The organism is Nocardioides sp. AX2bis, from assembly GCF_902506435.1.
Lineage (GTDB): Bacteria > Actinomycetota > Actinomycetes > Propionibacteriales > Nocardioidaceae > Nocardioides.
Genome location: NZ_LR733215.1, coordinates 594733 through 617185, shown reverse-complemented (window position 1 = coordinate 617185; position 22453 = coordinate 594733). Strand labels below are relative to the sequence as shown.

General features: G+C 74.7%; 22 protein-coding genes. 10 read left to right on the top strand and 12 right to left on the bottom strand.

Annotation, left to right across the window (positions count from 1 at the left end):
* Positions 1–33: 33 nt before the first annotated feature.
* The 3 genes from GV155_RS02985 to GV155_RS02975 form a co-directional block, all read right to left on the bottom strand.
* Positions 34–1914 carry a glycoside hydrolase family 15 protein gene (locus GV155_RS02985; protein ID WP_160005104.1) on the bottom strand — a complete coding sequence of 627 codons (1881 nt, stop codon included), beginning with the start codon at positions 1912–1914 and terminating at the stop codon, positions 34–36.
* Positions 1907–3334: a glucose-6-phosphate dehydrogenase gene (zwf, locus tag GV155_RS02980; protein ID WP_236553907.1), complete on the bottom strand. Its 1428-nt coding sequence runs from the start codon at positions 3332–3334 to the stop codon at positions 1907–1909. Before zwf ends, GV155_RS02985 begins: the two co-directional genes overlap by 8 nt.
* Before the next feature lie 210 nt (positions 3335–3544).
* On the bottom strand, positions 3545–4369 hold the full coding sequence (locus GV155_RS02975; RefSeq protein WP_236553905.1) for a response regulator transcription factor: 825 nt from the start codon (positions 4367–4369) through the stop codon (positions 3545–3547).
* A 199-nt stretch (positions 4370–4568) separates the two neighbouring features.
* Here GV155_RS02975 and GV155_RS02970 point away from each other — a divergent pair, with 199 nt between their 5' ends.
* Together GV155_RS02970 and GV155_RS02965 are read left to right on the top strand one after the other, a co-directional pair.
* The gene (locus GV155_RS02970) at positions 4569–4958 is read left to right on the top strand and encodes a hypothetical protein (RefSeq protein ID WP_160005100.1); all 390 of its coding nucleotides are present in this window, start codon (positions 4569–4571) and stop codon (positions 4956–4958) included.
* The gene (locus tag GV155_RS02965; protein WP_160005098.1) at positions 4955–6202 is read left to right on the top strand and encodes a cysteine desulfurase-like protein; all 1248 of its coding nucleotides are present in this window, start codon (positions 4955–4957) and stop codon (positions 6200–6202) included. Before GV155_RS02970 ends, GV155_RS02965 begins: the two co-directional genes overlap by 4 nt.
* On the opposite strand, the gene GV155_RS02960 is transcribed toward GV155_RS02965, so the two are convergent.
* Positions 6186–7799 carry an adenylate/guanylate cyclase domain-containing protein gene (locus GV155_RS02960; RefSeq protein WP_160005096.1) on the bottom strand — a complete coding sequence of 538 codons (1614 nt, stop codon included), beginning with the start codon at positions 7797–7799 and terminating at the stop codon, positions 6186–6188. The two genes, GV155_RS02965 and GV155_RS02960, sit on opposite strands and share 17 nt — an antisense overlap.
* A gap of 195 nt (positions 7800–7994) precedes the next feature.
* Between GV155_RS02960 and GV155_RS02955 the strand changes: the two genes are divergently transcribed.
* The 4 genes from GV155_RS02955 to GV155_RS02940 all read left to right on the top strand — a co-directional run bounded on the left by GV155_RS02955 (position 7995) and on the right by GV155_RS02940 (position 11096).
* On the top strand, positions 7995–8792 hold the full coding sequence (locus GV155_RS02955; RefSeq protein ID WP_160005094.1) for a sigma-70 family RNA polymerase sigma factor: 798 nt from the start codon (positions 7995–7997) through the stop codon (positions 8790–8792).
* 76 nt (positions 8793–8868) lie between these two features.
* Positions 8869–9843, top strand: coding sequence for a MerR family transcriptional regulator (locus GV155_RS02950; RefSeq protein WP_160005092.1), 975 nt, complete (start codon positions 8869–8871; stop codon positions 9841–9843).
* 100 nt (positions 9844–9943) lie between these two features.
* The gene (locus GV155_RS02945; protein WP_160005090.1) at positions 9944–10303 is read left to right on the top strand and encodes a hypothetical protein; all 360 of its coding nucleotides are present in this window, start codon (positions 9944–9946) and stop codon (positions 10301–10303) included.
* A 10-nt stretch (positions 10304–10313) separates the two neighbouring features.
* Positions 10314–11096 (top strand): helix-turn-helix transcriptional regulator, encoded by a 783-nt coding sequence (locus GV155_RS02940; protein WP_160005088.1) that lies wholly within the window; start codon positions 10314–10316, stop codon positions 11094–11096.
* A gap of 54 nt (positions 11097–11150) precedes the next feature.
* Here the strand turns inward: GV155_RS02940 and GV155_RS02935 are convergent, their stop codons facing one another.
* A complete protein-coding gene (locus GV155_RS02935) occupies positions 11151–11777 on the bottom strand; it encodes a TetR/AcrR family transcriptional regulator (protein ID WP_160005086.1) in 627 nt (208 codons plus the stop codon).
* 72 nt (positions 11778–11849) lie between these two features.
* On the opposite strand from GV155_RS02935, the gene GV155_RS02930 reads away from it, so the two are divergent.
* The 3 genes from GV155_RS02930 to GV155_RS02920 all read left to right on the top strand — a co-directional run bounded on the left by GV155_RS02930 (position 11850) and on the right by GV155_RS02920 (position 16085).
* Complete coding sequence (locus GV155_RS02930) at positions 11850–13013, top strand: acyl-CoA dehydrogenase family protein (RefSeq protein WP_160005084.1); 1164 nt, start codon at positions 11850–11852, stop codon at positions 13011–13013.
* Between the two features lie 58 nt (positions 13014–13071).
* Positions 13072–13692 (top strand): TetR/AcrR family transcriptional regulator, encoded by a 621-nt coding sequence (locus tag GV155_RS02925; RefSeq protein ID WP_160005082.1) that lies wholly within the window; start codon positions 13072–13074, stop codon positions 13690–13692.
* Positions 13693–13760: 68 nt separating this feature from the next.
* Complete coding sequence (locus GV155_RS02920; RefSeq protein WP_160005080.1) at positions 13761–16085, top strand: MMPL family transporter; 2325 nt, start codon at positions 13761–13763, stop codon at positions 16083–16085.
* A gap of 37 nt (positions 16086–16122) precedes the next feature.
* Here GV155_RS02920 and GV155_RS02915 read toward each other — a convergent pair whose 3' ends face one another.
* A complete protein-coding gene (locus GV155_RS02915; protein WP_160005078.1) occupies positions 16123–16335 on the bottom strand; it encodes a hypothetical protein in 213 nt (70 codons plus the stop codon).
* Between the two features lies 1 nt (position 16336).
* Positions 16337–16534 (bottom strand): hypothetical protein, encoded by a 198-nt coding sequence (locus tag GV155_RS02910; RefSeq protein WP_160005076.1) that lies wholly within the window; start codon positions 16532–16534, stop codon positions 16337–16339.
* A gap of 113 nt (positions 16535–16647) precedes the next feature.
* Here GV155_RS02910 and GV155_RS02905 point away from each other — a divergent pair, with 113 nt between their 5' ends.
* A complete protein-coding gene (locus GV155_RS02905) occupies positions 16648–17163 on the top strand; it encodes a thioesterase family protein (RefSeq protein ID WP_160005074.1) in 516 nt (171 codons plus the stop codon).
* A gap of 45 nt (positions 17164–17208) precedes the next feature.
* Here GV155_RS02905 and pcaDC read toward each other — a convergent pair whose 3' ends face one another.
* Genes pcaDC through GV155_RS02880 form a run of 5 tightly spaced genes read right to left on the bottom strand, consistent with a single transcriptional unit; the run spans position 17209 to position 22344 of the window.
* Positions 17209–18420, bottom strand: coding sequence for a bifunctional 3-oxoadipate enol-lactonase/4-carboxymuconolactone decarboxylase PcaDC (gene pcaDC / locus GV155_RS02900; protein ID WP_160005072.1), 1212 nt, complete (start codon positions 18418–18420; stop codon positions 17209–17211).
* Positions 18417–19712: a lyase family protein gene (locus GV155_RS02895; protein WP_160005070.1), complete on the bottom strand. Its 1296-nt coding sequence runs from the start codon at positions 19710–19712 to the stop codon at positions 18417–18419. The genes pcaDC and GV155_RS02895 overlap by 4 nt, the downstream gene beginning before the upstream one ends.
* 33 nt (positions 19713–19745) lie before the next feature.
* Positions 19746–20348, bottom strand: coding sequence for a protocatechuate 3,4-dioxygenase subunit alpha (pcaG, locus tag GV155_RS02890; protein ID WP_201300036.1), 603 nt, complete (start codon positions 20346–20348; stop codon positions 19746–19748).
* Positions 20348–21133, bottom strand: coding sequence for a protocatechuate 3,4-dioxygenase subunit beta (gene pcaH / locus GV155_RS02885; protein ID WP_160005068.1), 786 nt, complete (start codon positions 21131–21133; stop codon positions 20348–20350). The genes pcaG and pcaH overlap by 1 nt, the downstream gene beginning before the upstream one ends.
* Positions 21130–22344 carry a 4-hydroxybenzoate 3-monooxygenase gene (locus GV155_RS02880; RefSeq protein WP_160005066.1) on the bottom strand — a complete coding sequence of 405 codons (1215 nt, stop codon included), beginning with the start codon at positions 22342–22344 and terminating at the stop codon, positions 21130–21132. Before GV155_RS02880 ends, pcaH begins: the two co-directional genes overlap by 4 nt.
* Between the last annotated feature and the right edge of the window lie 109 nt (positions 22345–22453).

The window sequence follows — 22453 nt, the reverse complement described above, 5'->3', positions numbered from 1 at the left end:
CACCTCGGCTGTCCGCGAGCGCCATCTCGGCGGTCAGCCCAGGGCGCGGTCCAGGTTCAGCGCGGCGCTGATCAGGCTGAGGTGGGTGAAGGCCTGGGGGAAGTTGCCCAGCTGGACCCCGGTCAGCCCGATCTGCTCGGCGTAGAGGCCGAGGTGGTTGGCGTAGGTGAACATCTTCTCCAGCGCCAGCCGCGCGTCGTCGAGCCGGCCGACGCGGGTGAGCGCCTCGACGTACCAGAACGAGCACAGCGAGAACGTCCCCTCGCCGCCCTCGAGACCGTCGGCGGACATCTCCACGTCGTAGCGGAAGACCAGGCTGTCGGAGACCAGCCGCTCCTCGATCGCCTCCAGCGTCGAGAGGAAGCGCGGGTCGTCGGGCGCCACGAACTTCACCATCGGCATCAGCAGGACGCCGGCGTCGAGCACGTCGGCGCCCTCGTGCTGGACGAACGCCCCGATCTCGGCGTTCCAGGACCGCGTCATGAGCCGCTCGTAGATCTCGTCGCGGACCTTCATCCAGCGGGTCGCGTCACCGGGCAGGCCGCGCTGGCGGGCGGTCCGGATCATCCGCTCCAGCGCCACCCACGCCATCAGCCGTGACGTGGTGTGGTGCCGGGGCTCGTCGCGGATCTCCCACATGCCGGCGTCGGGCCGCTCCCAGTTGTCCATCAGCCACTCCAGGACCCGGGTGAGGTCGGACCAGGAGTCGTAGGACAGGCCGTTGCCGTACTTGTTGAACAGGTAGACCGAGTCGATCAGCTCGCCGTAGATGTCGAGCTGGAGCTGACCGGCGGCGGCGTTGCCCACGCGGACCGGCTTCGAGTCGAGGTAGCCGCGCAGGTGGTCGAGCTCGTGCTCGGTGTCGGGGATGTTGCCGTCGATGTCGTAGAGCACCCGCAGCGGGCCGAGCTCCGGGTCGACGTCGTCGCCCTGGTCCTCGAGCCGCCGGGAGAGCCACCCCATGAAGGCGTTGGCCTCGTCGGTGAAGCCGAGGCGCAGCAGGGCGTAGAGGCTGAACGCGGCGTCGCGGATCCAGACGTAGCGGTAGTCCCAGTTGCGCGGGCCGCCGATCTCCTCCGGCAGGCTCGTGGTGGGCGCCGCGATGATCGCGCCGGTCGGCTCGTGGGTGAGCAGCTTGAGCGTGAGCGCGGCCCGGTTGACCATCTCGCGCCAGCGTCCCTGGTAGGTCGAGCGGGACAGCCACTGGCGCCAGAACGCCGCGGTCTCGGCGAACAGCTGGCCGGTGTCCGCGCAGTCGCCGGGCGTGAGGTCCTCGCCCTCGTCGAGCACCTGCAGGACGAACAGCGCCTCCTCGCCGGCCCGCAGCGTGAGGTCGGCGAGCACCGTGCCGTCCTCGGTGGTGAGGTCGACCGTCGAGGCCACCCCGAGGCGCAGACCGCCCCCGGTGACCAGCGCGTCGGTGCCGACCAGCTCCACGTCGGGCGTGACGCGGCCGTAGTCGGGGCGCGCGGCCAGCTCCATGCGCAGGCGCGTCGAGCCCCGCACGGCGGTGACCCGCCGCACGATCCGCTGCCGGTGATCGTGGTCGTGCGCCTTCACGACCGGCATGAAGTCGTGGACCTCGGCCACGCCCTCCTCGGTCAGGAACCGGGTGACCAGGATGTTGGAGTCGGGGAAGTAGAACTGCGCCGTCGTCACGTGGCCGTCGACGACCTCGAAGCGCCAGGCCCCGCCCTGCTCGGGGTCCAGCAGGGCCCCGAAGACGCTGGGCGCGTCGAAGCGGCCCGCGCAGAACCAGTCGATGGTGCCCTCGGAGCCCACCAGGGCGCAGGTGCGCAGGTCACCGATCAGGCCGTGGTCGGCGATCGCCAGGAAGTCACGGTCGCCGAGCGCGCTCTGGGAGCCACCCGTGCTGCGGCTGCGGGCGCCCTCCTGGGAGGGGCCGTCAGGCATCGTCGCGCCCGAGCCGCCAGCCGCCCTCGGGGAGGTCCAGCGCGGCCTGCGGGCCCCAGGACCCCTTCGCGTACGTCTGCAGCGGCGGCGGGTTGTCCAGCACCGGCTGCACGACCTGCCACAACCGGTCCACCTCGTCGGAGCGGGTGAACAGGGTCTGCTCCCCGCGGATGACCTCGAGCAGCAGCCGCTCGTAGGCCTCCAGCGGGTCGGCCCCCGGGATGGCGTCGGAGAAGTCCATCCGCATGGTGGCCTCGGCCAGCTCCATGTCGGGCCCGGGCCGCTTGGCGCGCATGTCGATCAGCACCTGCGGGTCGTCGGTGAGCTCGAGGACGAGCTCGTTGGGGCCGGGGTCCACCCCGAAGATCGGGCTCTCCGCGGTACGGAAGCGCAGCGTGATCGTGCGTCGCTGCTGGGCCAGGGCCTTGCCGGTGCGCAGGTAGAACGGCACCCCGCGCCACCGGTCGTTGTCGACGCGGGCCTCGATCGCCACGAAGGTCTCGACGTCGGAGTCCTCGGCCACGTCCTCCTCGTCGCGGTAGCCCTCGAACTGGCCGAAGACGACCTTGGCCGGGTCCAGCGGCTGGAGGTCGGCGAAGACCTTCGCCTTGGCGTCGCGCACGGCGTCGGCGCTGAACTCGCCCGGATCCTCCAGGGCGACGAAGCCGAGCAGCTGGGAGAGGTGGGTGGAGACCATGTCGCGCAGGCAGCCGGTGGACTCGTAGAAGCTGCCGCGGCCCTCCAGCCCGAGGTCCTCGGGCACGTCGATCTGCACCGACGTGAGGTGCTCGGCGTCCCAGGCCGGCTCGAAGAGACCGTTGGCGAAGCGCAGCGCCAGGATGTTCTGCACCGCCTCCTTGCCCAGGAAGTGGTCGATGCGGAAGACCTGGTCCTCGTCGACGACGTCCTTGAGGGCGGAGTCGAGCTCGCGGGAGGACTGCAGGTCGAGGCCGAACGGCTTCTCGATCACCAGGCGGGCCCGCTCGGCGATGCCCTCCCGGCCGAGCATGTGGATCATGTCCTGCATCGCCGACGGCGGCACCGAGAGGTACACCAGCCGGCGGACGTCGGAGACGTCGTCGCCACCCACCAGGGACTGCTCGGCGGTCCGGACGGCCTCGGCGAGGTCGGCACCGTCGTCGGCGTTCGAGGTCTGGAAGGACACCCGCCCGACCAGCTCGGCGACGAGGTCGTCGTCGAGGTCGCCGACGGTCTCGGCCAGCCCCTCGCGGACCTGGTCGCGGAACTCGTCGTCGGAGCCCGGGCTGTGCCGTCCGCTGCCGATCACCTGGTAGTCGGCCGGCAGCCGGCCGGCGCGGGCGAGCTTGTAGAGGCCCGGGAAGAGCTTGCGGCGGGCGAGGTCTCCGGTCGCGCCGAAGAGGACCATGACGTGCGGGGGAAGCTTCTCGGTGGGGCTCACCCGACCAGCCTGCCAGCAGCGCGAGAGCGCCTCGGCCACCCAGAGGGGTCTGCGGACGCAGCACCGGCAGCCAGGCTCGGGCCCCGTCTGCGTGAGTCGGGAACCCGGGCGTGACCGCCGGCACCTCCCAGTATGCCCGACCGGTCGGCACCTCACCAGGACCGGCCGGCACGTCCTGGGGGGCCTCCCGGCGCTGACGCGCACCGGCCCCTACGCCTCCGCGGCGGGCGGAGCCGACCGGGACGGCGGGCGCGACGCCGAACGGGACGCCGGGGGTCGCCGGGTCAGGTCGGCCCCCGCCTGCCCGGCCTGCCCTGCCCCCGGCACCGCCCGGTCGGGCGCGTCGAACCCGTGCTGCAGGCCCCAGAGCACCGCCTGCGAGCGACGCGACACACCGATCTTGCGGTAGGCGCTGCGGATGTAGGTCTTGACCGAGTTGATGGACAGGAACGAGCGGTCGGCGATCTCCTGGTTGGACAGCCCCTGGGTGATCAGCGCGATCGTGGCGGCCTCCCGCACGCTCAGCCCCTCGCCCTGGCCACGCCACCCGCCGGCGGGCTCGTCGTCGTCGCCCTCGGCCTCGGGGCGGACCCGCTCGCCGGCGTGGACCTGCTCGACCGCGGTGACCAGGTCCACCGCGGTGAGGCCCTTGCTGAGGTAGCCCGCCGCCCCGCGCCGCAGCGCGGTGTCGACCCGGGCCGCCTCGACGTTCCAGCTGAAGACCACCACGCGCGGCGGGCGCTGCCCCGGCGCCCGCCCGGCGCCCACCGACCTCCGACCGAGCAGCACCTCGAGGCTGACCCGGGTGCCCGACGTCTGGGTGTCGGTGTCGTAGAGGACGACGTCGACGTCCTCCTGGTCGGGCTCCGAGGTGGTCAGCTCGACCACGCGCACCCGACCGGCGTACGGCTCGAGCATCGCCGAGACCCCGGCGCGCACGATCTCGTAGTCGTCGACGACCGCCAGCCGTACCGCCCGCGCGGACCCCGGCGGCACCCGCCGGGGCGCCCGGCCGTCGTCGGCGTGGGGGGTCACGGGTGCTCCTTCGCGGTCACGGGCTCGGCCGTCGCCCGGGGATGCGCCGTCCGACGCCCGATCGAATCGGCAGCGCCCGCCGTCGCGCCCCATCCTGAAGGGTGAACCAGGATCGGTGCAGGTGTGGCGTGCGGTCGGGGCGGGCCCGCCGCCCTCCCGGGCGAGACCGCGACCCGGGTGCCGCGCGTAGGTTGCCCGGATGACGCAGCACTTCGCCTTCCGCCTCGACCCGCGCTACCGGGTCCTGGGCCTGCCCTTCGGCGTCACCGCCGCGACCACCGGCGTGGAGCTGGACGACGAGCTGCGGGTGCGGTTCGGGCCCTGGCGGTTGCGGACCCCCGTCGCCAACCTGGCCGGCGTCGAGGTCTCCGGCGGGTACGCCCTGCTGAAGACCGCCGGTCCCCCGCACCTGTCCTTCAGCGACCGCGGGATCAGCTTCGCCACGAACGGCGACCGCGGCGCCTGCGTCTCCTTCCACGAGCCGGTCCGCGGGATCGAGCCGACCGGCCGGCTGCGGCACCCGGGCGCGACCCTGACGGTCGCCGACGTCGACGGGTTCGTCACCGCCGTGCGCGAGGTCCTGCGGTGAGCGCCGCCGCCTACGACGTCGCCGCGCTGCGGGCGCACTTCCCGGCCCTGGCCGACGGCACCGCCTACTTCGACGGCCCCGGGGGGTCGCAGACACCGACCGCGGTCGCCGAGGCCGTCGCCGGGGCCCTCGTCGCCGGCCTGTCGAACCGGGGCGGCACGACCGCCTCGGAGCGCCGTGCGGACGCCGTGGTCGTGGCCGCCCGGCAGGCAGCCGCCGACCTGGTGGGCGGCGACCCCACGGGCGTCGTCGTCGGTCGCAGCATGACCGCGCTGACCTTCGACCTCGCCCGCACCCTGGCCGCCGGCTGGGGACCCGGGGACGAGGTGGTCGTGACTCGCCTGGACCACGACGCCAACGTCGCACCGTGGACCTCCGCCGCCGCCGCCGTCGGCGCGACCGTGCGCTGGGCCGACTTCGACCCGGCCACCGGCGAGCTCGACCCGGCCGCGGTGACCGCGCTGCTGGGTCCGCGCACCCGCCTGGTCGCGGTCACCGGCGCCTCCAACCTGCTCGGCACCCGCCCCGACGTCACCGCGATCACCCGGGCCGCCCACGAGGTGGGCGCGCTGGTGCACGTCGACGGCGTCCACCTCACCGCCCACCACCACGTCGACCTCGCCGCGATCGGCGCCGACCTCTACTCGTGGTCGCCCTACAAGGTGCTCGGCCCGCACTGCGGCGTCCTGCACGGGGACCCCGCGCTCCTCGAGACCCTCCACCCGGCCAAGCTGGAGCCGTCCCCGGACCGGGTGCCGGAGCGGTTCGAGGCCGGGACGCTGCCGTACGAGCTGCTCGCCGGGCTGAGCGCCGCGGTCGACTTCCTCGCCGGCCTGGCCGACGTGGTCGGCGCCTCCGCCGCCGCGGCGACCGACCCGCGGCGCACCCGCCTGGAGCGCTCGTTGGCAGCGGTGGAGACGCACGAGGCCCGGCTGCGGGACCGGGTCGAGCAGGGCGCCACCGACCTCGGCGTCACCGTCCGGTCGCGGGCGCGACGCCGTACGCCGACGCTGCTGCTCACCTTCGAGGACGTGCCGGGCGTGGAGGCGGTCGACGCGTACCGGTTCCTGGCCGGGCTCGGGGTGAACGCCCCCGCCAGTCACTTCTACGCGGTGCACGCCTCGCGCCACCTGGGGCTGGGCGACACCGGCGGCCTCCGGGTCGGGATCTCGCCCTACACCGACGACGACGACGTCGACCGGCTGCTGGACGGCCTCGGCCGGCTCGTCACCGGTCCGCGCTGACCGGGGCCGACACCGCGGCCAGCGCGGTCTCCTCGCTGCGCCCCCGGAGCACCGTGGAACCGGCACCGCGCCAGCGCTCGCCCTCGTCGCCCCCGGCGGCCTCCACCGTGCTCATCGCGGCGAGCAGCAACGACGACCCCACCGCGTCCACGGCCTCCGCCGGCGGGGCCTTGGCGAGGTCGCACAGCCGGGCGGCGGAGTTCACCGAGTCGCCGATCACGGTGTACTCGTAGCGCTGCTCGTCCCCCACGTTGCCGGCGAAGGCCGTGCCCGTCGCGATCCCGATCCCGGCGCGGATCTCGCCGACCTCCTCGGCCAGCCGCGCCGCGATCCGCCGACCGGCGCGCAGCCCCGCGCCGGGGTGGTCCTCGTGGTCGACCGGTGCCCCGAACACCGCCAGGACGGCGTCCCCCATGAACTTGTTGACCAGTCCCCCCTCGCGACCGACCTCCTCGACCACGACGGCGAAGAAGCGGTTGAGCGTGCCGACGACCTCGTCGGCGTCCCGCTCGGTCGCGAACGAGGTCGACCCGACCAGGTCGACGAAGAGGACCGTGACCTCGCGGGACTGGCCGCCCAGCTCGACCGACCCGGCAGCGGCGGCGTCCGCGACCTCGCGCCCGACGTGGCGCCCGAACACGTCCCGCAGCTGCTCGCGCTCGCGCAGCCCGCGGACCATCTGGTTGAAACCGGCCTGGAGCAGGCCGAGCTCGGTGCCGTCGTAGACCGTGATCTCGGTCTCGAGGTCCCCCTCGCCGACGCGCAGCAGGGCCTGCCGGACCGAGGTGATCGGGCCGACCACCGCCCTGGTCGTGAGCAGGGTGACCAGCAGCCCGACAAGGAGCACCACCCCGGCCAGCGCGAGCACGATCCAGGCGAACCTGGTCGGCGTCAGGTCCTCGCCACCCAGCGCCCCGTCGGCCAGGAAGATGGTCGCAGCGAGGAACACCCCCATCAGCGGCGCGGCGGTGCCGATCAACCAGAAGACGACCATCCGCCGACGCACGCCGACCAGGCCCCGGCCGTCCTGGAGCAGCTCGCCGGTCAGCGCCTGCGCCGCGATCGGCCGCAGCCCGAACTCGCTGAGCAGGAACGCCACGGCGCTCACGACGAGGCCCGCGATCGCGATGGTCAGCGCAGTGGTCAGCGCCCGCTCGGGCTGCAGGACGAGGCTGAGGAGCGAGAACACCCCGAGCGCCCCGGCCCACATCGCGGCCTGCACGAGGGTCAGCTGCCAGGGCAGCCGCAGCGCCGTACGCCGCTCCTGCTCCGAGGGCGAGCGCCCCTCGCTGGCCCAGCGCAGCGCACGGAGCCCGCGCACGGTCGCGGCCGTGCCGCCGACCACGACGGCCACGACGACGTAGACCGGCACGGCGATCGCCAGGCCCACGAGGCTGGCGTCGGAGAGCGGTGTGGAGGGCAGCACGAGCACCGACAGCACGACCACGACGGCGGCACCGATCATGTGCGTGGTGACCAGCATCGAGGTGAGCAGGACCTGCACGCGCCAGCGCAGCCGGCGCGGCGACTGGTCGGCGGGACCGAGCAGGACCGACTCGAAGGCGGTGGAACCCACGCCCTGGGGGCTCGTCGGCATGGCCGAAGGGTAGCGGTCGGGCAGGTCCGCCCGGTCGGCTTCCCCGACGAACCGCGGGCGTGCTCTCACCCCGAGGGGTGGAAAGTGCGCTGTGGCTGGCTTACACGGGAAGTCTGTGGAACCTTGTGGAAGCAGGATTCAACAAGGTTCAACAAGGTCTCGCACCGACCGGTGCTCGACGGAGAGGCCGGAACCGTGGAGCCCATCGATCTCACCCACCAGCGCCGTGCCAGACGCATCCCCGCGGCGGAGCGCTCGGCACGCACCACCGAGCTGCTCGCCGCCGCCGCCACGGCGGCCGGCACCGGCGACCCGGCGGAGCGCGACCGCCTCCTCGACGCCGTCGTCGAGCTGAACATGCAGGTCGCCGAGGCCGTCGCCCGACGCTACGCCCAGCGCGGCATCCCCCTGGAGGACCTCACCCAGGTCGCCTACCTGGCCCTGGTCCGTTCCGTGGCCACCTACGACCCCGACCGGGGCGAGGACCTGCTGACCTTCGTGGTCCCCAACCTCACCGGTGAGATCCGCCGCCACTTCCGCGACCAGGGCTGGAGCATCCGCCCGCCGCGCGAGGTGCAGCGGGCGCACTCCCGGATCCTGCGCAGCAGCGACCAGCGCGACCGCTACGACGCCGAGGCGCTCGAGCGCCTCGCCGCGGAGGTCGAGGAGTCGGTCGAGGTCGTCCGCGAGGCCCTGGTCGCCCGGGACGGCTTCGCGCTGCTGTCCCTCGACAAGCCCACCGGCGCCGGCGGCAGCATCGACGTGGTGGACGTGGGCGACCACGCCGCCGAGGCCGCCGAGGCCAGGGCCATGCTCGCCCCGCTGGTGGCCACGATGGACGAGCGCGAGCGCCAGATCCTGGCCTGGCGGTTCGTCGACGAGATGTCGCAGCGCGAGATCGCCGAGCGGCTGGGGATGACCCAGGTCCAGGTGTCGCGGCTGCTCCAGAAGATGCTCACGCACCTGCGCGCCACCATCGGCGACGTCGGCTGAGCGGGTCTGCCGGGCGGGGGGCCGCTGCGCTAGCATCCGGTCCTCCAGTCCAACGTTCGTGGAAGGTCAGGATCCCGTGCCCGACGACGCGGAGGACGGCGCGGCCGGACCGGGCGAGCGGTGGCGGATCGGGGTGCTGGCCGGACGGGTCGGGGTCACCGAGACCCTGCTGCGGGCCTGGGAGCTGCGCTACGGCCTGCTGAGCCCGGTCCGCACCCCGTCGGGCTACCGCCTCTACGGCCCGGAGGACGAGCGGCGGATCCGCGCGATGGTCGCGGCGCGCCAGCGCGGGGTCCCGGCAGCCCGCGCCGCGGCCGAGGTGCTGAGCGCCGAGCGGTCGTCGCTCGCGCCCGGGACCCACGACGCGGTCGGGGCCGGCACCGGGACGGACGACGACGCCGTGGCGCGCGAGGAGCTCAAGGCGGCGATGGTCGGGTACGACGTGTCGGCCATGCACGACACCATCGACCGGGTCCTCCGCACGGTCTCGGTGGAGGCCGCCATCCGCGACGTCCTGCTGCCCTTCATGCACGACGTCGGGCTCGGCTGGTCGACCGGTGACTACGACGTCGCCGACGAGCACTTCGCCACCGAGGTCGTCCGGTCGCGCCTCGCCGCCCTGACCGTCGGCGGCGCCCCCAGCACCGGGCCGCTGGTCCTGCTGGCCTGCCCGCCGGGCGAGGCGCACGACCTCGCGCTCAAGGCGTTCGAGGTCATCCTCCAGCGCGCGGGCTGGCGCACCCGCTTCCTCGGCACCCAGACGCCGACCCGCTCGCTGCTCGCCGCCGCCGAGATCGTCGACCCCGACCTCGTCGTGCTGGCCGCGACCCGCCGCGCGGCCTTCAACATCGACGACGAGGCGCTCCGTGAGCTGCGTCGGCGGTGGCCGCTGGCACTCGCCGGCGCCGGCGCGGACGCAGCCCTGGCCGAGGCCTGGGGAGCGACCCACCTGTCCGGCGACCCGGTCGCCGGTGCCCAGCAGCTGGTCCCGCAACGAGGGCCCGCGACGGTCCGCCCGACCGCCCCGGAGCGACCTGTACAACCTTTGTAGAAAGTTTTTCGGCTCGAACTGATTGAAACTCGCACTGAGGGAGAACGGGGGGGTCGAGGCGCTCGACCGGGCGTCCGCACCGATCGAGAGGACGGACACCATGTCCGCCGCACTCCACTCCGTCCCCACCGGGGCCGCCTCCGGGGACGACTCCCCGGGCAGCGCGGACACCCGGCGGACCGACGCCACGAGCGTGCGGAACGGCCTGGTCTACTTCGCCCACCTCGCCCGCCTCTCGCTGCCGCTCACGGACCTCGACGCCCGCGAGACCAGCGAGCTCCGCCGCGACCTGGCCGTCCTCCTCGCCGAGGCGACCCGGACCCGGCTGCGCCCCCACCTGCTGCACGCCCTCGTCGAGGCCGTCCTCGACGAGCTCCTGCCGGCCCTGCCACCGGCCAACCGCGCCTCGCTCCGCGAGGCACGTCCCTTGCTCGACGCATCCTCCGACACGGCCTTCTAGGAGTTCCCCCATGCCTTCCACCACCCCGCAGATCACCATCGCGCTCGTCGACGACCACGACCTGTCGGTGACGGGTCTCGAGTGCATGCTCGCCCCGTACGCCGAGCGCGTGGAGCTCCTCGACCTCCGGTCCGGCCTCGCCCGGGCCAAGGACGTCGACGTCGTCCTGTACGAGCCGATGGGCCAGTCCCACTTCGGTGAGGCCGTCCTGCGCGACCTGCAGCGCGCCGGCGACGCCACCTCGGTGGTGTGGAGCTGGGCGCCCGCCGACCAGCTGCCCACGGCCACCGCGCGCCCCTACCTCTCCAAGCGACTGACCGCCTCGCAGCTGGTCCGCGCCCTCGAGGACCTCGTCAGCGGTCGTGGCGAGCTCGAGACCACCCCGGGCGAGGACGAGGTCGCCGCCCGCGCCGAGGCCGAGGCCCAGGCCGCCGCCGAGGTCGAGGAGGTGCGCCCGATGCGCCCGGCGACCCCGGTGCACCCGCAGACCCCCTCGGGCCTGCGACTGACCCGCCGCGAGCACGAGATCCTGGTGCTGATCACCAACGGCCTGACCAACGCCGAGATCGGCGAGCAGCTCACGCTGAGCATCAACTCGATCAAGACCTACATCCGCCAGGCCTACCGCAAGATCGACGTCGAGCGTCGCGCCCAGGCCGTCGCCTGGGGCATGACCAACGGCCTGGGTGGCGCGCTGCCCGAGGACCTCGACACCGACGAGGTCGAGGAGACCACCGCCGCCACGCCGGTGCCCGCGAGCACCGGCACCACGCTGTCGGCCGTCGCCTCCTGACCCCTCCGCCCCCGGAGCCGGACGCCGCGCACCCCTCGGGGTCCGCGGCGTCCGTCACGTCCGGGGCAGGAGCGGCCGGTCAGCGGGCGTCGTGGACGCCGGGACGCCGACCCCGCGGGTGACGAGGTCGGCGAGCGCCAGGTACGCCTCCGCGTCGGCCAGCCCGGTCCGCTCGAGCAGCACGCCGCGCTGGATGCCCGTCATCACCTCGGCCACCGCCGCGCCGACGAAGCGGGCGTCGACGGGGCGCATCCGACCGGCCCGGACGCCGTCGTCGACCAGCTCCTGGACCCGGCGGGCCGCGCGCTCGGTGTTGGCGCGGTAGACCTCCGCGGCCGGCGGGTGGCCCGCCAGGTCGGCGCGGAAGGCGGCGCCCGCCGGGGCCAGCTCGCGCGCGACGGCGGCGAGGTAGGCGCCGAGCCGGCGACCGGGGTCGGGCTCGCCCTGCACCGCCGGCTCGATCCGCTCGGTCGCCCGACGGAAGAAGTGGCGCACGGCCGCCAGCAGCAGCTGCTCCTTGCTCGGCGCCACGGCGTAGAGCGTCGAGCGCGAGCAGTGCAGGCGGGCGGCCAGGTCGGCGACCCCGAGGTGGGCGAACCCCTCGGCGAGGACGACCCCGACCAGCTCGTCGAGCAGGGCCTCGCGCGTGCGACGCGTCCGGGGCTGGGCCTCCGAGGTCATGGATCGACGCTAGCAGTACCCAGCCGCGTACTGTGGTACTCGACCTGGCCCTGAACGCCCCCTGGAGGACCCGTGCCCGCCGACCGCGTGCTGCCCACCGAGGAGACCGCGGACCTGCTCCGCCTGGTCCGCCACCTCGCCACCACCGAGCTCGCCCCGGCCGTGGCCCGGGCCGAGGCCGAGGAGGACTTCCCCCGGGAGGTGTTCCGGCTGCTCGGTCGCGCCGGCGTGCTGGGGCTGCCGTACCCGGAGGAGGTCGGCGGGGGCGGGGTGTCGTACGAGGTCTACCTCCAGGTGCTCGAGGAGCTCGCGGCCGTGTGGGCCTCGGTCGGCGTCGGCGTCTCGGTGCACGCCCTGTCCTGCTTCGGACTGTTCACGCGCGGCACCGAGGAGCAGAAGGCGTGGCTGCCCGACATGCTCGGCGGCGAGCAGCTGGGGGCGTACTGCCTGTCCGAGGCGCACGCCGGCTCGGACCCCGCGGCGATGCGCACGACCGCGCGCCGCGACGGCGACCACTACGTCCTGGACGGGGCGAAGGCCTGGACCACGCACGGCGGGCACGCGGACTTCTACAAGGTGATGGCCCGGACCGCGGACGACCGCAACGGGATCTCCTGCTTCCTGGTGCCGGCCGACAGCGAGGGGCTCCTGGCCGACCCGCCCGAGCGCAAGATGGGGCTGACCGGCTCCGCCACGGCCACCATGCGCTTCGACGGGGTGCGCGTGCCGGTCGAGCGGCGGCTGGGCGAGGAGGGCGACGGGCTCAAGATCGCGCTGGCCGGCCTCGACTCCGGCCGCCTCGGCATCGCCGCGGTGGCCACCGGCCTGGCCCAGGGCGCGCTGGACCACGCGCTGGCCTACGCCCGGGAGCGGGAGACCTTCGGCCGCCGGATCATCGACCACCAGGGGCTCGGCTTCGTGCTGGCCGACATGGAGGCCGCCGTGCAGTCGGCCCGCGCCACGACGCTGGCCGCCGCGCGGCTGCGCGACCTCGGTCGACCGTTCTCCCGCGCCGCGTCGGTGGCCAAGCTGGTCGCCACCGACCAGGCGATGAAGGTGACCACGGACGCCGTGCAGGTCCTCGGCGGGGCCGGCTACACCCGCGACTTCCCGGTCGAGCGCTACATGCGCGAGGCCAAGGTGATGCAGATCTTCGAGGGCACCAACCAGATCCAGCGGATGGTGATCGCCCGGGGCCTGGACGCCCGCGGTTCCGGGGAGATCAGCCACGTGTGACCGACGCCCCACCCGACGGATGGTGCACTTCTAGGACCAGAGTGCAAAACTGCACTTCATGACCGAGAGTGCAACCTCCGCCCCGACCGGGCGGGTGTCCCTGCGCGACCTCCGCCGGTGGGAGACCGCGCACCGGATCACCGCGACGGCGCAGGCACTGACCGAGGACCGCGGCCTGGACGGCTTCACCCTCGACGACCTCGCCGCCGCGGTCGGGGTGTCCCGCCGCACCCTGTTCAACTACTTCCCGAGCAAGGTCGACGCGGTGCTCGGCCCGCTGCCCGACGTCGCGGGCCCCGACGTGGACGAGTTCTGCGCCGGGGGACCCGGCGGGGACCTCGTCGAGGACCTGCTGGTCGCGGCCCGCCCGCTCGTCGACGCCCCGGGCCTCAGCCTGGACGAGCTCGAGCGGGGCCGCCGGGTGATGCTGAGCGAGCCGCGCCTGCTCGTGGCCGCCCACGAGCGATTCGACCAGCTGGCCTCGGAGCTCGCCGGGCTGCTCCTCGAGCGCGAGGGTGCCGACTTCGGGCGCGACCGGGCGACCCTGCTCGTGCGCGTGCTCGTCGTCGCGCACGACCTGGCCCTGGCCCGCGTGCTCGAGCAGCCCGACGCCGACCCGCGGGCCTTCGCCGACACGTTCGCCGACGTCGTGCGCGACGTCCGCGCCGTCTTCCGCTGACCGGCTCCCCGGTCACCGCCGCACCACCCCGACCCCGCCACGTACGCCCGCACCCCCAGGAGAACCCCATGGCCACCCTGCTCTACCGCCTCGGCCGGACGGCGTTCCGGCGCTGGAAGGCCTTCCTGGCCGTCTGGCTCGTCGCCGTCGTCGCCGTCGGCGCGGCCGCGTTCACGCTGTCGCAGCCCACCACCGACGAGTTCACGATCCCCGGCATCCCCTCCGAGCAGGCCGCCGACCTGCAGCAGGAGCTGTTCCCGTCCAGCCAGGACGCCTTCGACCAGGCGACCGTCAACGTGGTCGTGGCGGCGCCCGAGGGCGAGCAGCTCGCCGACCCCGCCAACCAGGCGGCCGTCCGGACGCTGATCGGCGACCTGCTGGCCGTCGACCAGGTGGCCGACGACGCGCCCCTCGCCGACCCGTCGGTGGCCTGGCCCGAGCAGCGCCAGGGCATCGTGGCCCAGCAGGTCGAGGCCGGCACCCCGCGCGCGGCGGCCGAGGCCAACGCCGACACGATCGCCACCCTGAGCGAGGACGGCCGCGTCGGGGTCATCTCCTTCGCCTTCGACGTCGACACCGTGACCGACGTCGAGCCGGCCAGCCAGGACGAGGTGCAGGCCGCCCTGGCCGACGCCCGCGACGCGGGTCTGACCGCCGAGGCCAACGGCCAGGGCATGACCAGCTTCGAGCCGCCCGGCGCCTCCTCGGAGGCGCTCGGCATCGCCGTCGCGCTGGGCGTCCTCGTGCTGACCTTCGGCTCGCTGGTCGCGGCCGGCCTGCCGATCCTGACCGCCCTGGTCGGCGTGGGCATCGGCATCGCCGGGATCACCGCCGCCACCGGCCTGACCGACACCGTCGGGTCGACCACCCCGACCCTGGCCTCGATGATCGGGCTCGCGGTCGGCATCGACTACGCCCTGTTCATCCTGGCCCGCTACCGCTCCGAGCTGACCCGGACCGACGACCGCGCGGAGGCCGTGGGCAAGGCGGTCGGCACCGCCGGGTCCGCGGTGGTCTTCGCCGGGCTGACCGTGCTGATCGCCCTGGCCGCCCTCACCGTGGTCGGCATCCCCTTCCTCTCCGCGATGGGCCTGGCCGCCGCCGCGACCGTGCTCGTGGCCGTGCTGGTCGCACTCACCCTGCTGCCCGCCCTACTCGGCATGGTCGGCGGCAAGGCCTTCGGCGGCGTCGTGCGCCGCCACCGCCCGACCCGCGAGGCCGACGGCGCCGTGCTCAACAACGGCGTGCGCTGGGCGCGCGTGGTCGGCAAGCGCCCGGTGGCCGTGGCCCTGCTCGTCGTGGTCGCGCTCGGCGCGGTCGCGATCCCGATGAAGGACCTCTTCCTGGCCTTCCCCACCGACAGCACCGCCTCCTCCGACACCACCCAGCGCCGCGCCTCCGACCTGGTCACCCAGGCGTTCGGTCCCGGCCGCGAGGCCCCCCTGCTGGTCGTCGTGGACGCCCGCGACGTGCCCGCCGAGGAGCGCGGCGCCGCCTTCGGCGCCGTCACCGAGTGGGCCGCGACCCAGGACGGCGTCGTCAACGCCCAGGTCGCCGGCACCAGCGAGGCCGGCGACGGCGCGCAGGTGCTCATCACGCCGGAGGCCGGCCCCGACGAGCCCGCGACCCGGGACCTGCTCCAGGAGCTGCGCGACACCGAGGGCGACACCGAGCAGGCCACCGGCACCGACCTCGGCATCACCGGCCTGACCGCCATCACGACCGACGTCTCCGACCGGCTCAACGGGGCGCTGCCGATCTACCTCGCGGTGGTCGTCGGGCTGGCGTTCCTGCTGCTGATGGTGGTCTTCCGCTCGGTGCTCGTGCCGCTGACCGCCACCCTGGGCTTCCTGCTCTCGGTGCTGGCCACCATCGGCGCCACGGTCGCGGTCTTCCAGGAGGGCGCCTTCGGCCTCGTCGAGGGCCAGCCCATCGTCAGCTTCCTGCCGATCCTGCTGATCGGCGTGGTCTTCGGGCTGGCGATGGACTACCAGGTCTTCCTGGTCACCCGGATCCGGGAGGCGTACGTGCACGGCGCGGACGCGCGGGAGGCCGTCGTCGACGGGTTCCGCAACTCCGCCCGTGTGGTCGCCGCGGCCGCGGTGATCATGACCTCGGTGTTCGCCGCCTTCGTCCTGATCGACGACCCGATCATCAAGTCGATGGGCTTCGCGCTCGCCGTGGCGGTCGTCTTCGACGCCTTCGTGGTGCGGATGGCGCTGATACCCGCGCTGATGTACGTGCTCGGCGACAAGGCCTGGTGGCTGCCGGCCTGGCTGGACCGGGTCCTGCCGGACGTCGACGTCGAGGGCGAGAAGCTCCCGGCGCACCTCGACGCCACGCGCCCCCAGGACCCGGGCACCCGCGAGGACACGCTGGTCGAGGTCCGCTGACCCGACGACGACCGGGCGGCGGCCGGACGCGGTGGGGCTAGAAGCCCGGACCGCTCCGGCCGTCGTCAGGTCTCGGCATGGCGTCGTAGGCGTGGACGTCGGCCGCGTGCTCGCCGGCCACGCCCCGCGGCGGCGTACGGCCCTCGGCCAGCTCGGCGCGCAGCCGGCGGTCCGAGCGCCAGTCGTGGACGAGGTAGCCCACCACGACCAGGACGACGACGCCGATCCCGAGCAGGAGCCCCGGGCTCATCTCAGACCCCCCACGTCGCGTCGCGGCCCTGCTGGGCGCCGCGCTCGATGCCGTGCTCCGCCGCGGCCGCGTTGAACGGGGCCGAGCCGACCTCGCCGCGTCCGCCGCGCTTGATCCGGGCCGCGAGACGGCGGTCCAGCACGAGGTCGATCAGGAAGATCACGGCCAGGAACGCGGCGATGCAGAGGACGACGGTCATGGGGGCCTCCGGGGCTCGACTGGGACCTACGACCTTACCGGATGGCACGTGACCCGTGTCTCAGATCAGACCTGGGGACGCCCAGGTGACGTCGACCACCTAGGATCCGCACCGTGACCTCCTCGACCGCTGCCACGTCCCAGCCGAGCTACGCCGAGCTCGCCGCCCTGCCGGTGTACGCCGCCCGCTCCGTCCCGGCGGCCTTCGAGGACGTCAACGGCCACCTGAACATCCGGCACTACGTCGGCATCTCCAGCGAGGGCCTCGACGAGTCGCTCGTGGAGTGCGGGATCCCGCAGAAGTGGCCGACGGTCGCCGGCTCCGGCGTCTTCACCGCCGAGCACCACATGAGCTACCTCGACGAGCTGCGCACCGGCGACAAGATCTCGGTGCGGGTGCGCCTGGTCGGCCGCTCCGAGCGCGCCGTGCACGTGCTGGTCTACCTGCTCGACGACACCCACGAGCGGCTGAGCTACGTGATGGAGGAGATCTTCCTCCACGTCTCGATGGAGACCCGCCGCACCGCACCCTGGCCCGCCGACGTCGCCGCGAAGATCGACGAGCGCCTCGCCGAGCACCAGGCGCTGGACTTCGACTCCCCGGTCTCGGGGTCGATGGCGCTGCGCTGACGCGCGGCCTCCCCCGCCGCGAAGCCTGCCCGTCCAGTCCGGCTCTCAGGCGGGCGGCTCGACGTCGCCCAGGGCGATCAGGACCTCCTGGGCGACCCGGAAGGCCGTGTTCGCCGCGGGGACCCCGCAGTAGACCGCGCTGTGCAGGATGACCTCGCGGATCTCCTCCACGCTCAGCCCGTTCGTGCGCGCGGCGCGCACGTGCATCGCCAGCTCCTCCTGGTGGCCCAGCGCGACCATCGCGGTGATCGTGATCATCGAGCGGCTCCGGCGGTCGAGGCCCTCGCGCGTCCACACCGAGCCCCAGGCGTGCTCGGTGACGAACTGCTGGAAGTCGGCGGTGAAGGCGGTCGTGGCCGCGGTCGCCCGGTCGACGTGGGCGTCGCCGAGCACCTCGCGCCGCACCGCCATCCCGGCGTCGTACGACGGGCCCGCCGCCGGCGCGTCCGGCACCGCCGCCGGCTGCTGGGGCCCCGGGTCGGGCCGGATGCCCAGGGCGTGCTCGAGCACCAGCGCCGCCACCTGCACCGGCGCCTCAGCCGGGGCGAGGTGGGCCACGCCGTCGAGCACCTCGAGGCGCCCGTCGCGGACCCCGTCGGCGATCTCGCGGAGCCCGTCGACGGGGGTCACGGCGTCCTCCGCGCCGGCCACGGCCAGCACCGGGGCGCCGATCTCGCCGAGCCGGTCACGGACGTCGAAGGCGGCCAGGGCGCCGCACACCGCGGCGTACCCCTCGTCGGCCGCGCCGGACAGGGCGTGCAGGAGAGCGCCGGCCCGGTCCGGCTCGCGTCCGACGAACCCGGGGCCGAACCAGCGCCCGGCGGAGGCCTCGACCAGTCCGGCGGTGCCGCCGGAGCGCACGGCCGCGACCCGGTCGGTCCAGACCTGCTCGCTGCCGATCACCGCACCGGTGCACAGCAGCACCGCGGAGGCCACGCGGTCGGGGGCGTCGAGCAGCAGCTGCAGGCCGACCGCGCCGCCGACCGAGTCACCGGCGTAGTGGAAGCGGCGCTCGCCGACCTCGTCGACCAGCTCGAGCACGCCGGCGGCCAGGTCGGCGATGCTCACCGGCCCGTCGGGCACCGCGCGGTCCAGGCCGTGGCCCGGCAGCTCCCACGCCAGGATGTGGAAGTGCTCGGCCAGCCGGTCGGCGGCCGCCGACCACAGCGTGGTCGCCGAGGTGCCCAGCGAAGGGCCGAGCACGAGCAGCGGCTTGTCGGCCGAGGTGCCGCGGCCGAATCGGACGGCGATGGTCATGGGACCTCCGGGGTCGGGGACGTACGGGTCGGGTGGGCTGCCTGGTGGGCCGCTTGGTGGGCGGTGGCGCGGGCGAGGACGGCGTCGACGAGGTCGCCGGCCAGGCCGAGGTACGACGCGGGGTCGGCGACCGCGGTCGCCGCGCCGGGTGCCGACCCGGCCAGCGCGGCCATCGAGCGCTGCTCCGCGGTGAGCACCTCGGCGGCCTGCCGGGCGCGGGCGGTGGCGACGTCGGCGTGCACGACGAGACCGCTCAGCAGGTCGGTGGCGTGCCCGCCGGCCGTCACGGCGCCGCGGACCAGGGCGCGCAGCGCGGGCCATTCGGCGTGCCAGGCGCCGTCGGCCCGCTCCTCGACCTGGCCGGCCGCGGCGAGGTGCAGCGTGGCGAGGTGGGCGGGGCCGGCCAGGGCGGCGCGGCGCAGGAGCACCGCGCGGACGGGGTTGACCTTGCCCGGCATGGTCGACGACCCGCCTCCGGCGCCCTCGGCGAGCTCGCCGACCTCGGGCCGGCCGAGCGCGAGGACGTCGGCGGCGAGGTGGCCCCACGCGTCCGTGGTGGTGGTCAGGGCGTCGCCGACCCGGGTCAGCGGGCGACGGCGGGTGTGCCAGGGCGGGACGGCACGCAGGCCGAGCTGCTCGGCGACGGTGGCGACGACCGCGCGGGCCCGGTCGGCGCCGGCCAGCGAGACCAGGGCCGCGAGGGTGCCACCGGCACCGCCGACCTGGACCGGCCAGCCGTCGGTCTCGAGCGCGGCGAGGTCGTCGTCGGCGTCGAGCAGGCCGGCCAGCCACCCGGCGGCCCGCAGCCCGACGGTGGTGGGGACGGCGAGCTGCGTCAGGGTCCGCCCGGCGGCCGGCGTGTCGCGGTGCTCGGCGACGACCTGCGCGAGCCGGGCGGCCTGGGTGGCCAGGTCGGCGCGCACCCGGCGCACGCCGTCCCGGGCCCCCAGGACCAGGGCGGTGTCGACGACGTCCTGGCTGGTCATCCCCCGGTGCAGCCAGCGCGCTGCCCCGGGCTCCCCGGCGTCCTCCAGCCGGGCGCGCAGCAGCGCGACCAGGGCGATGACCGGGTTCCCGTCGGTGTCGGCGTCCCGGGCCAGGGCGGCGAGGTCGCCGTCGCCGACCAGGCGGGTCAGCCGCCCGGCCGGCAGGGCTGCGGTCGCCGGGGCGACGTCGTGCACGACGAGCGCGGCCAGCCAGACCTCCTCGACCCGCAGCATCGCCGCGAGGACGGCGGCGTCGTCGAGGACGCCGTCGGCGCGGTGGTCGCCGGGCACGAGCAGGTCGGTCACGTCGTCAGTCTCGCCCACGCCGCCGGGTCCGGCTCAGCCGCCGTGCGGCAGGCGGGGGTAGGTCAGCCAGACCGTCTCCCCCGGCCCCTGCAGGACGAGGTCGCGACGCAGCGCCTGCCCGCCCGCACCGCCGCCGTCGTCGTCGACCTCGCAGACGAGGGTCGCGCGGCGCCCGGGGTCGAGGCCGGCCAGCAGCGGGTCGGCCGCCAGCGCCTCGGCCGTGCCACCGAGGCCCACGGGCAGGTAGGCGCGGGTCAGCAGCCGGTGCAGCAGCCCCCGGGCGAAGACGGTGAGGGAGACGAACGGGGCCGCACCCTCGGCGTGCGCCCCGGGCAGGACCGTGGTGAACGAGTACGACCCCGCGCGGTCGGTCGCACAGCGACCGAAGCCGGTGAAGGTGTGCCCGTCGCGGTGCAGCGACCCCGGCCGCTGCACGACCCGGCCGTCCTGCCCGGCCTGCCACAGCTCGACCAGCGCGTCCGGCACCGGGTCGCCGGCGCCGTCGCGGACCACGCCGTGCAGGCGTACGGCGTCGGCCCGCCCGGGCGGCACCAGCGCGGCGTCACCGGTCCAGGGCAGGGCGTCGTGGAAGAACGGGCCCACGGTCTGGCCGGGGGTGGGGGGCAGGTCGCTCATCAGGCCTCCTCGCCCAGGGCGGCGGCGAGGTCGTCCTCGCGGGGGGTGCGGTGGGAGCCGGTCAGCACGACGTCCCAGCGGTAGCCGGTGGCCCACTCCGGCTCGGTCAGGTCGTGGTCGTAGGTCGCCACCATCCGGGCCCGGGCGGCGGGGTCGACCACGGCGGTCGCGATCGGGTCGAGACCCATCAGGGGGTCGCCGGGGAAGTACATCTGGGTCACCAGGCGCTGGGTGAAGTCGGTGCCGAACAGCGAGAAGTGCACGTGCGCCGGGCGCCAGGCGTTGCGGTGGTTGCGCCAGGGGTACGGACCGGGCTTGACCGTGGTGAACCGGTAGGTGCCGTCGTCGTCGGTCAGGCAGCGCCCGGTGCCGGTGAAGTGCGGGTCCAGCGGCGCGGGGTGCTGGTCGCGCTGGTGGACGTACCTCCCGCTGGCGTTGGCCTGCCAGACCTCGACCAGCTGGCCGCGCACCGGGCGCCCGTCACCGTCGAGGACCCGCCCGGTGACCACGATCCGCTCCCCCAGCGGCTCGCCGCGGCCCTGGATGGTCAGGTCGGCCTCGAGCGGGTCGACGTCGCGCTGACCGAAGCAGGGCGCCCACAGCTCGACGCCCTCGGGGTCGACCGGGTGGGGGTCGTTGCTCGGGACGCGCAGCACGCTGGAGCGGTACGCCCCCCAGCCGCGCCGGGTCGTCGTCTCCGCCGGCGCGCCGGCCGGGCGGGCGGCGTACGCCTGCGCCTCGGCCTCGATCTCGGCGCTGATCTCCGCTTGTGTCGTCTCGGTCATCGGGGTCCTCCCGTGGTCGGGGTCGGCCAGCCGGTGTAGGCCTCGGCCAGCCAGGTGGAGCCGGCGCGGGAGCCGACGACGGCGGCGAGCTCGCCCTGCTGGCGGCGCAGGTCGAAGTCGGAGGCCTCGGGCAGCGCGTGCAGCATGGTGGTCATCCAGTAGGAGAAGTGCTGGACCTTCCAGACCCGTTCCAGGGCGCGGACGGAGTAGGTGTCGAGGTGGTCGGGGTCGTCGTCGCGGACCGCGCGCTCCAGCTCCTCGGCGAGCACCCGGACGTCGGCCAGGGCCAGGTTGAGGCCCTTGGCGCCGGTGGGCGGGACGGTGTGCCCGGCGTCGCCGACCAGCACGGTGCGGCCGTGGCGCAGCGGCTCCTGGACGAAGGACCGGAAGGGCAGCACGGTGCGCGAGGTGATCGGCCCCTCGAGGAGCTCGTGGTCGTTGCTGCCGCAGATCGCCTGCAGCCGGGCCCAGACCCGGTCGTCGGACCAGGTGTCGGGGTCCTCGCCGGCGTCGCACTGGAAGTACATCCGCTGCAGGGTCGGCGTGCGCTGGCTGACCAGCGCGAACCCGTCCGGGCTGTGGTGGTAGACCAGCTCGGGCGCGCTGGGCGGCGCCTCGGCGAGGATGCCGAACCAGGCGAAGGGGTACTCGCGGACGTACTGGCGTCGCGCGTCGGCCGGCACGGCCCGCCGGCAGGCCGACCGGGAGCCGTCGGCCCCGACGAGGTAGTCGCAGGTGACCTCGTGGCGCACCCCGTCGGCGTCGGTGAACCGCAGCGACGGCGTGCGGGCGGCCAGGTCGCCGACCTCGACCTCGGTGACCCCGAAGCGGACGTCGCCGTCGTCGCGCGCCCGGGCCTCGGCGAGGTCGAGGAAGACGTCGGTCTGCGGGTAGAGCCGGGTGGTGGCGCCGACCAGGTCGACGAAGTCGAGGTGGTGCCGGCCCCCGCCGAAGCCGAGCTCGATCCCGCGGTGCTCGTCGCCGTCGCGCAGCACCCGGTCGGAGACGCCGCTGTCGACGAGCATCCGCACGCTGTCGGACTCCAGGATCCCGGCGCGGTGGGTCTGCTCGATCTCGGCACGGGTGCGGAGCTCGACGGCGGTGCTGGCGATGCCCGCGCGGGCGAGCAGGTGGGTGAGCATCAGGCCGGCGGGACCGGCGCCGACGACGGCGACGGGCACGTGGGAGCGGACGGGCGGGACCTCGGGCATGACGCCATCGTGTCCCGGTGGTGGAGACGACCGACACACCCGACTTCCGGTGGACGGAAGTCACCTGTGGCGGCCGTCACGGGGCCACGGGCAGCGTGGCCGGACGTAC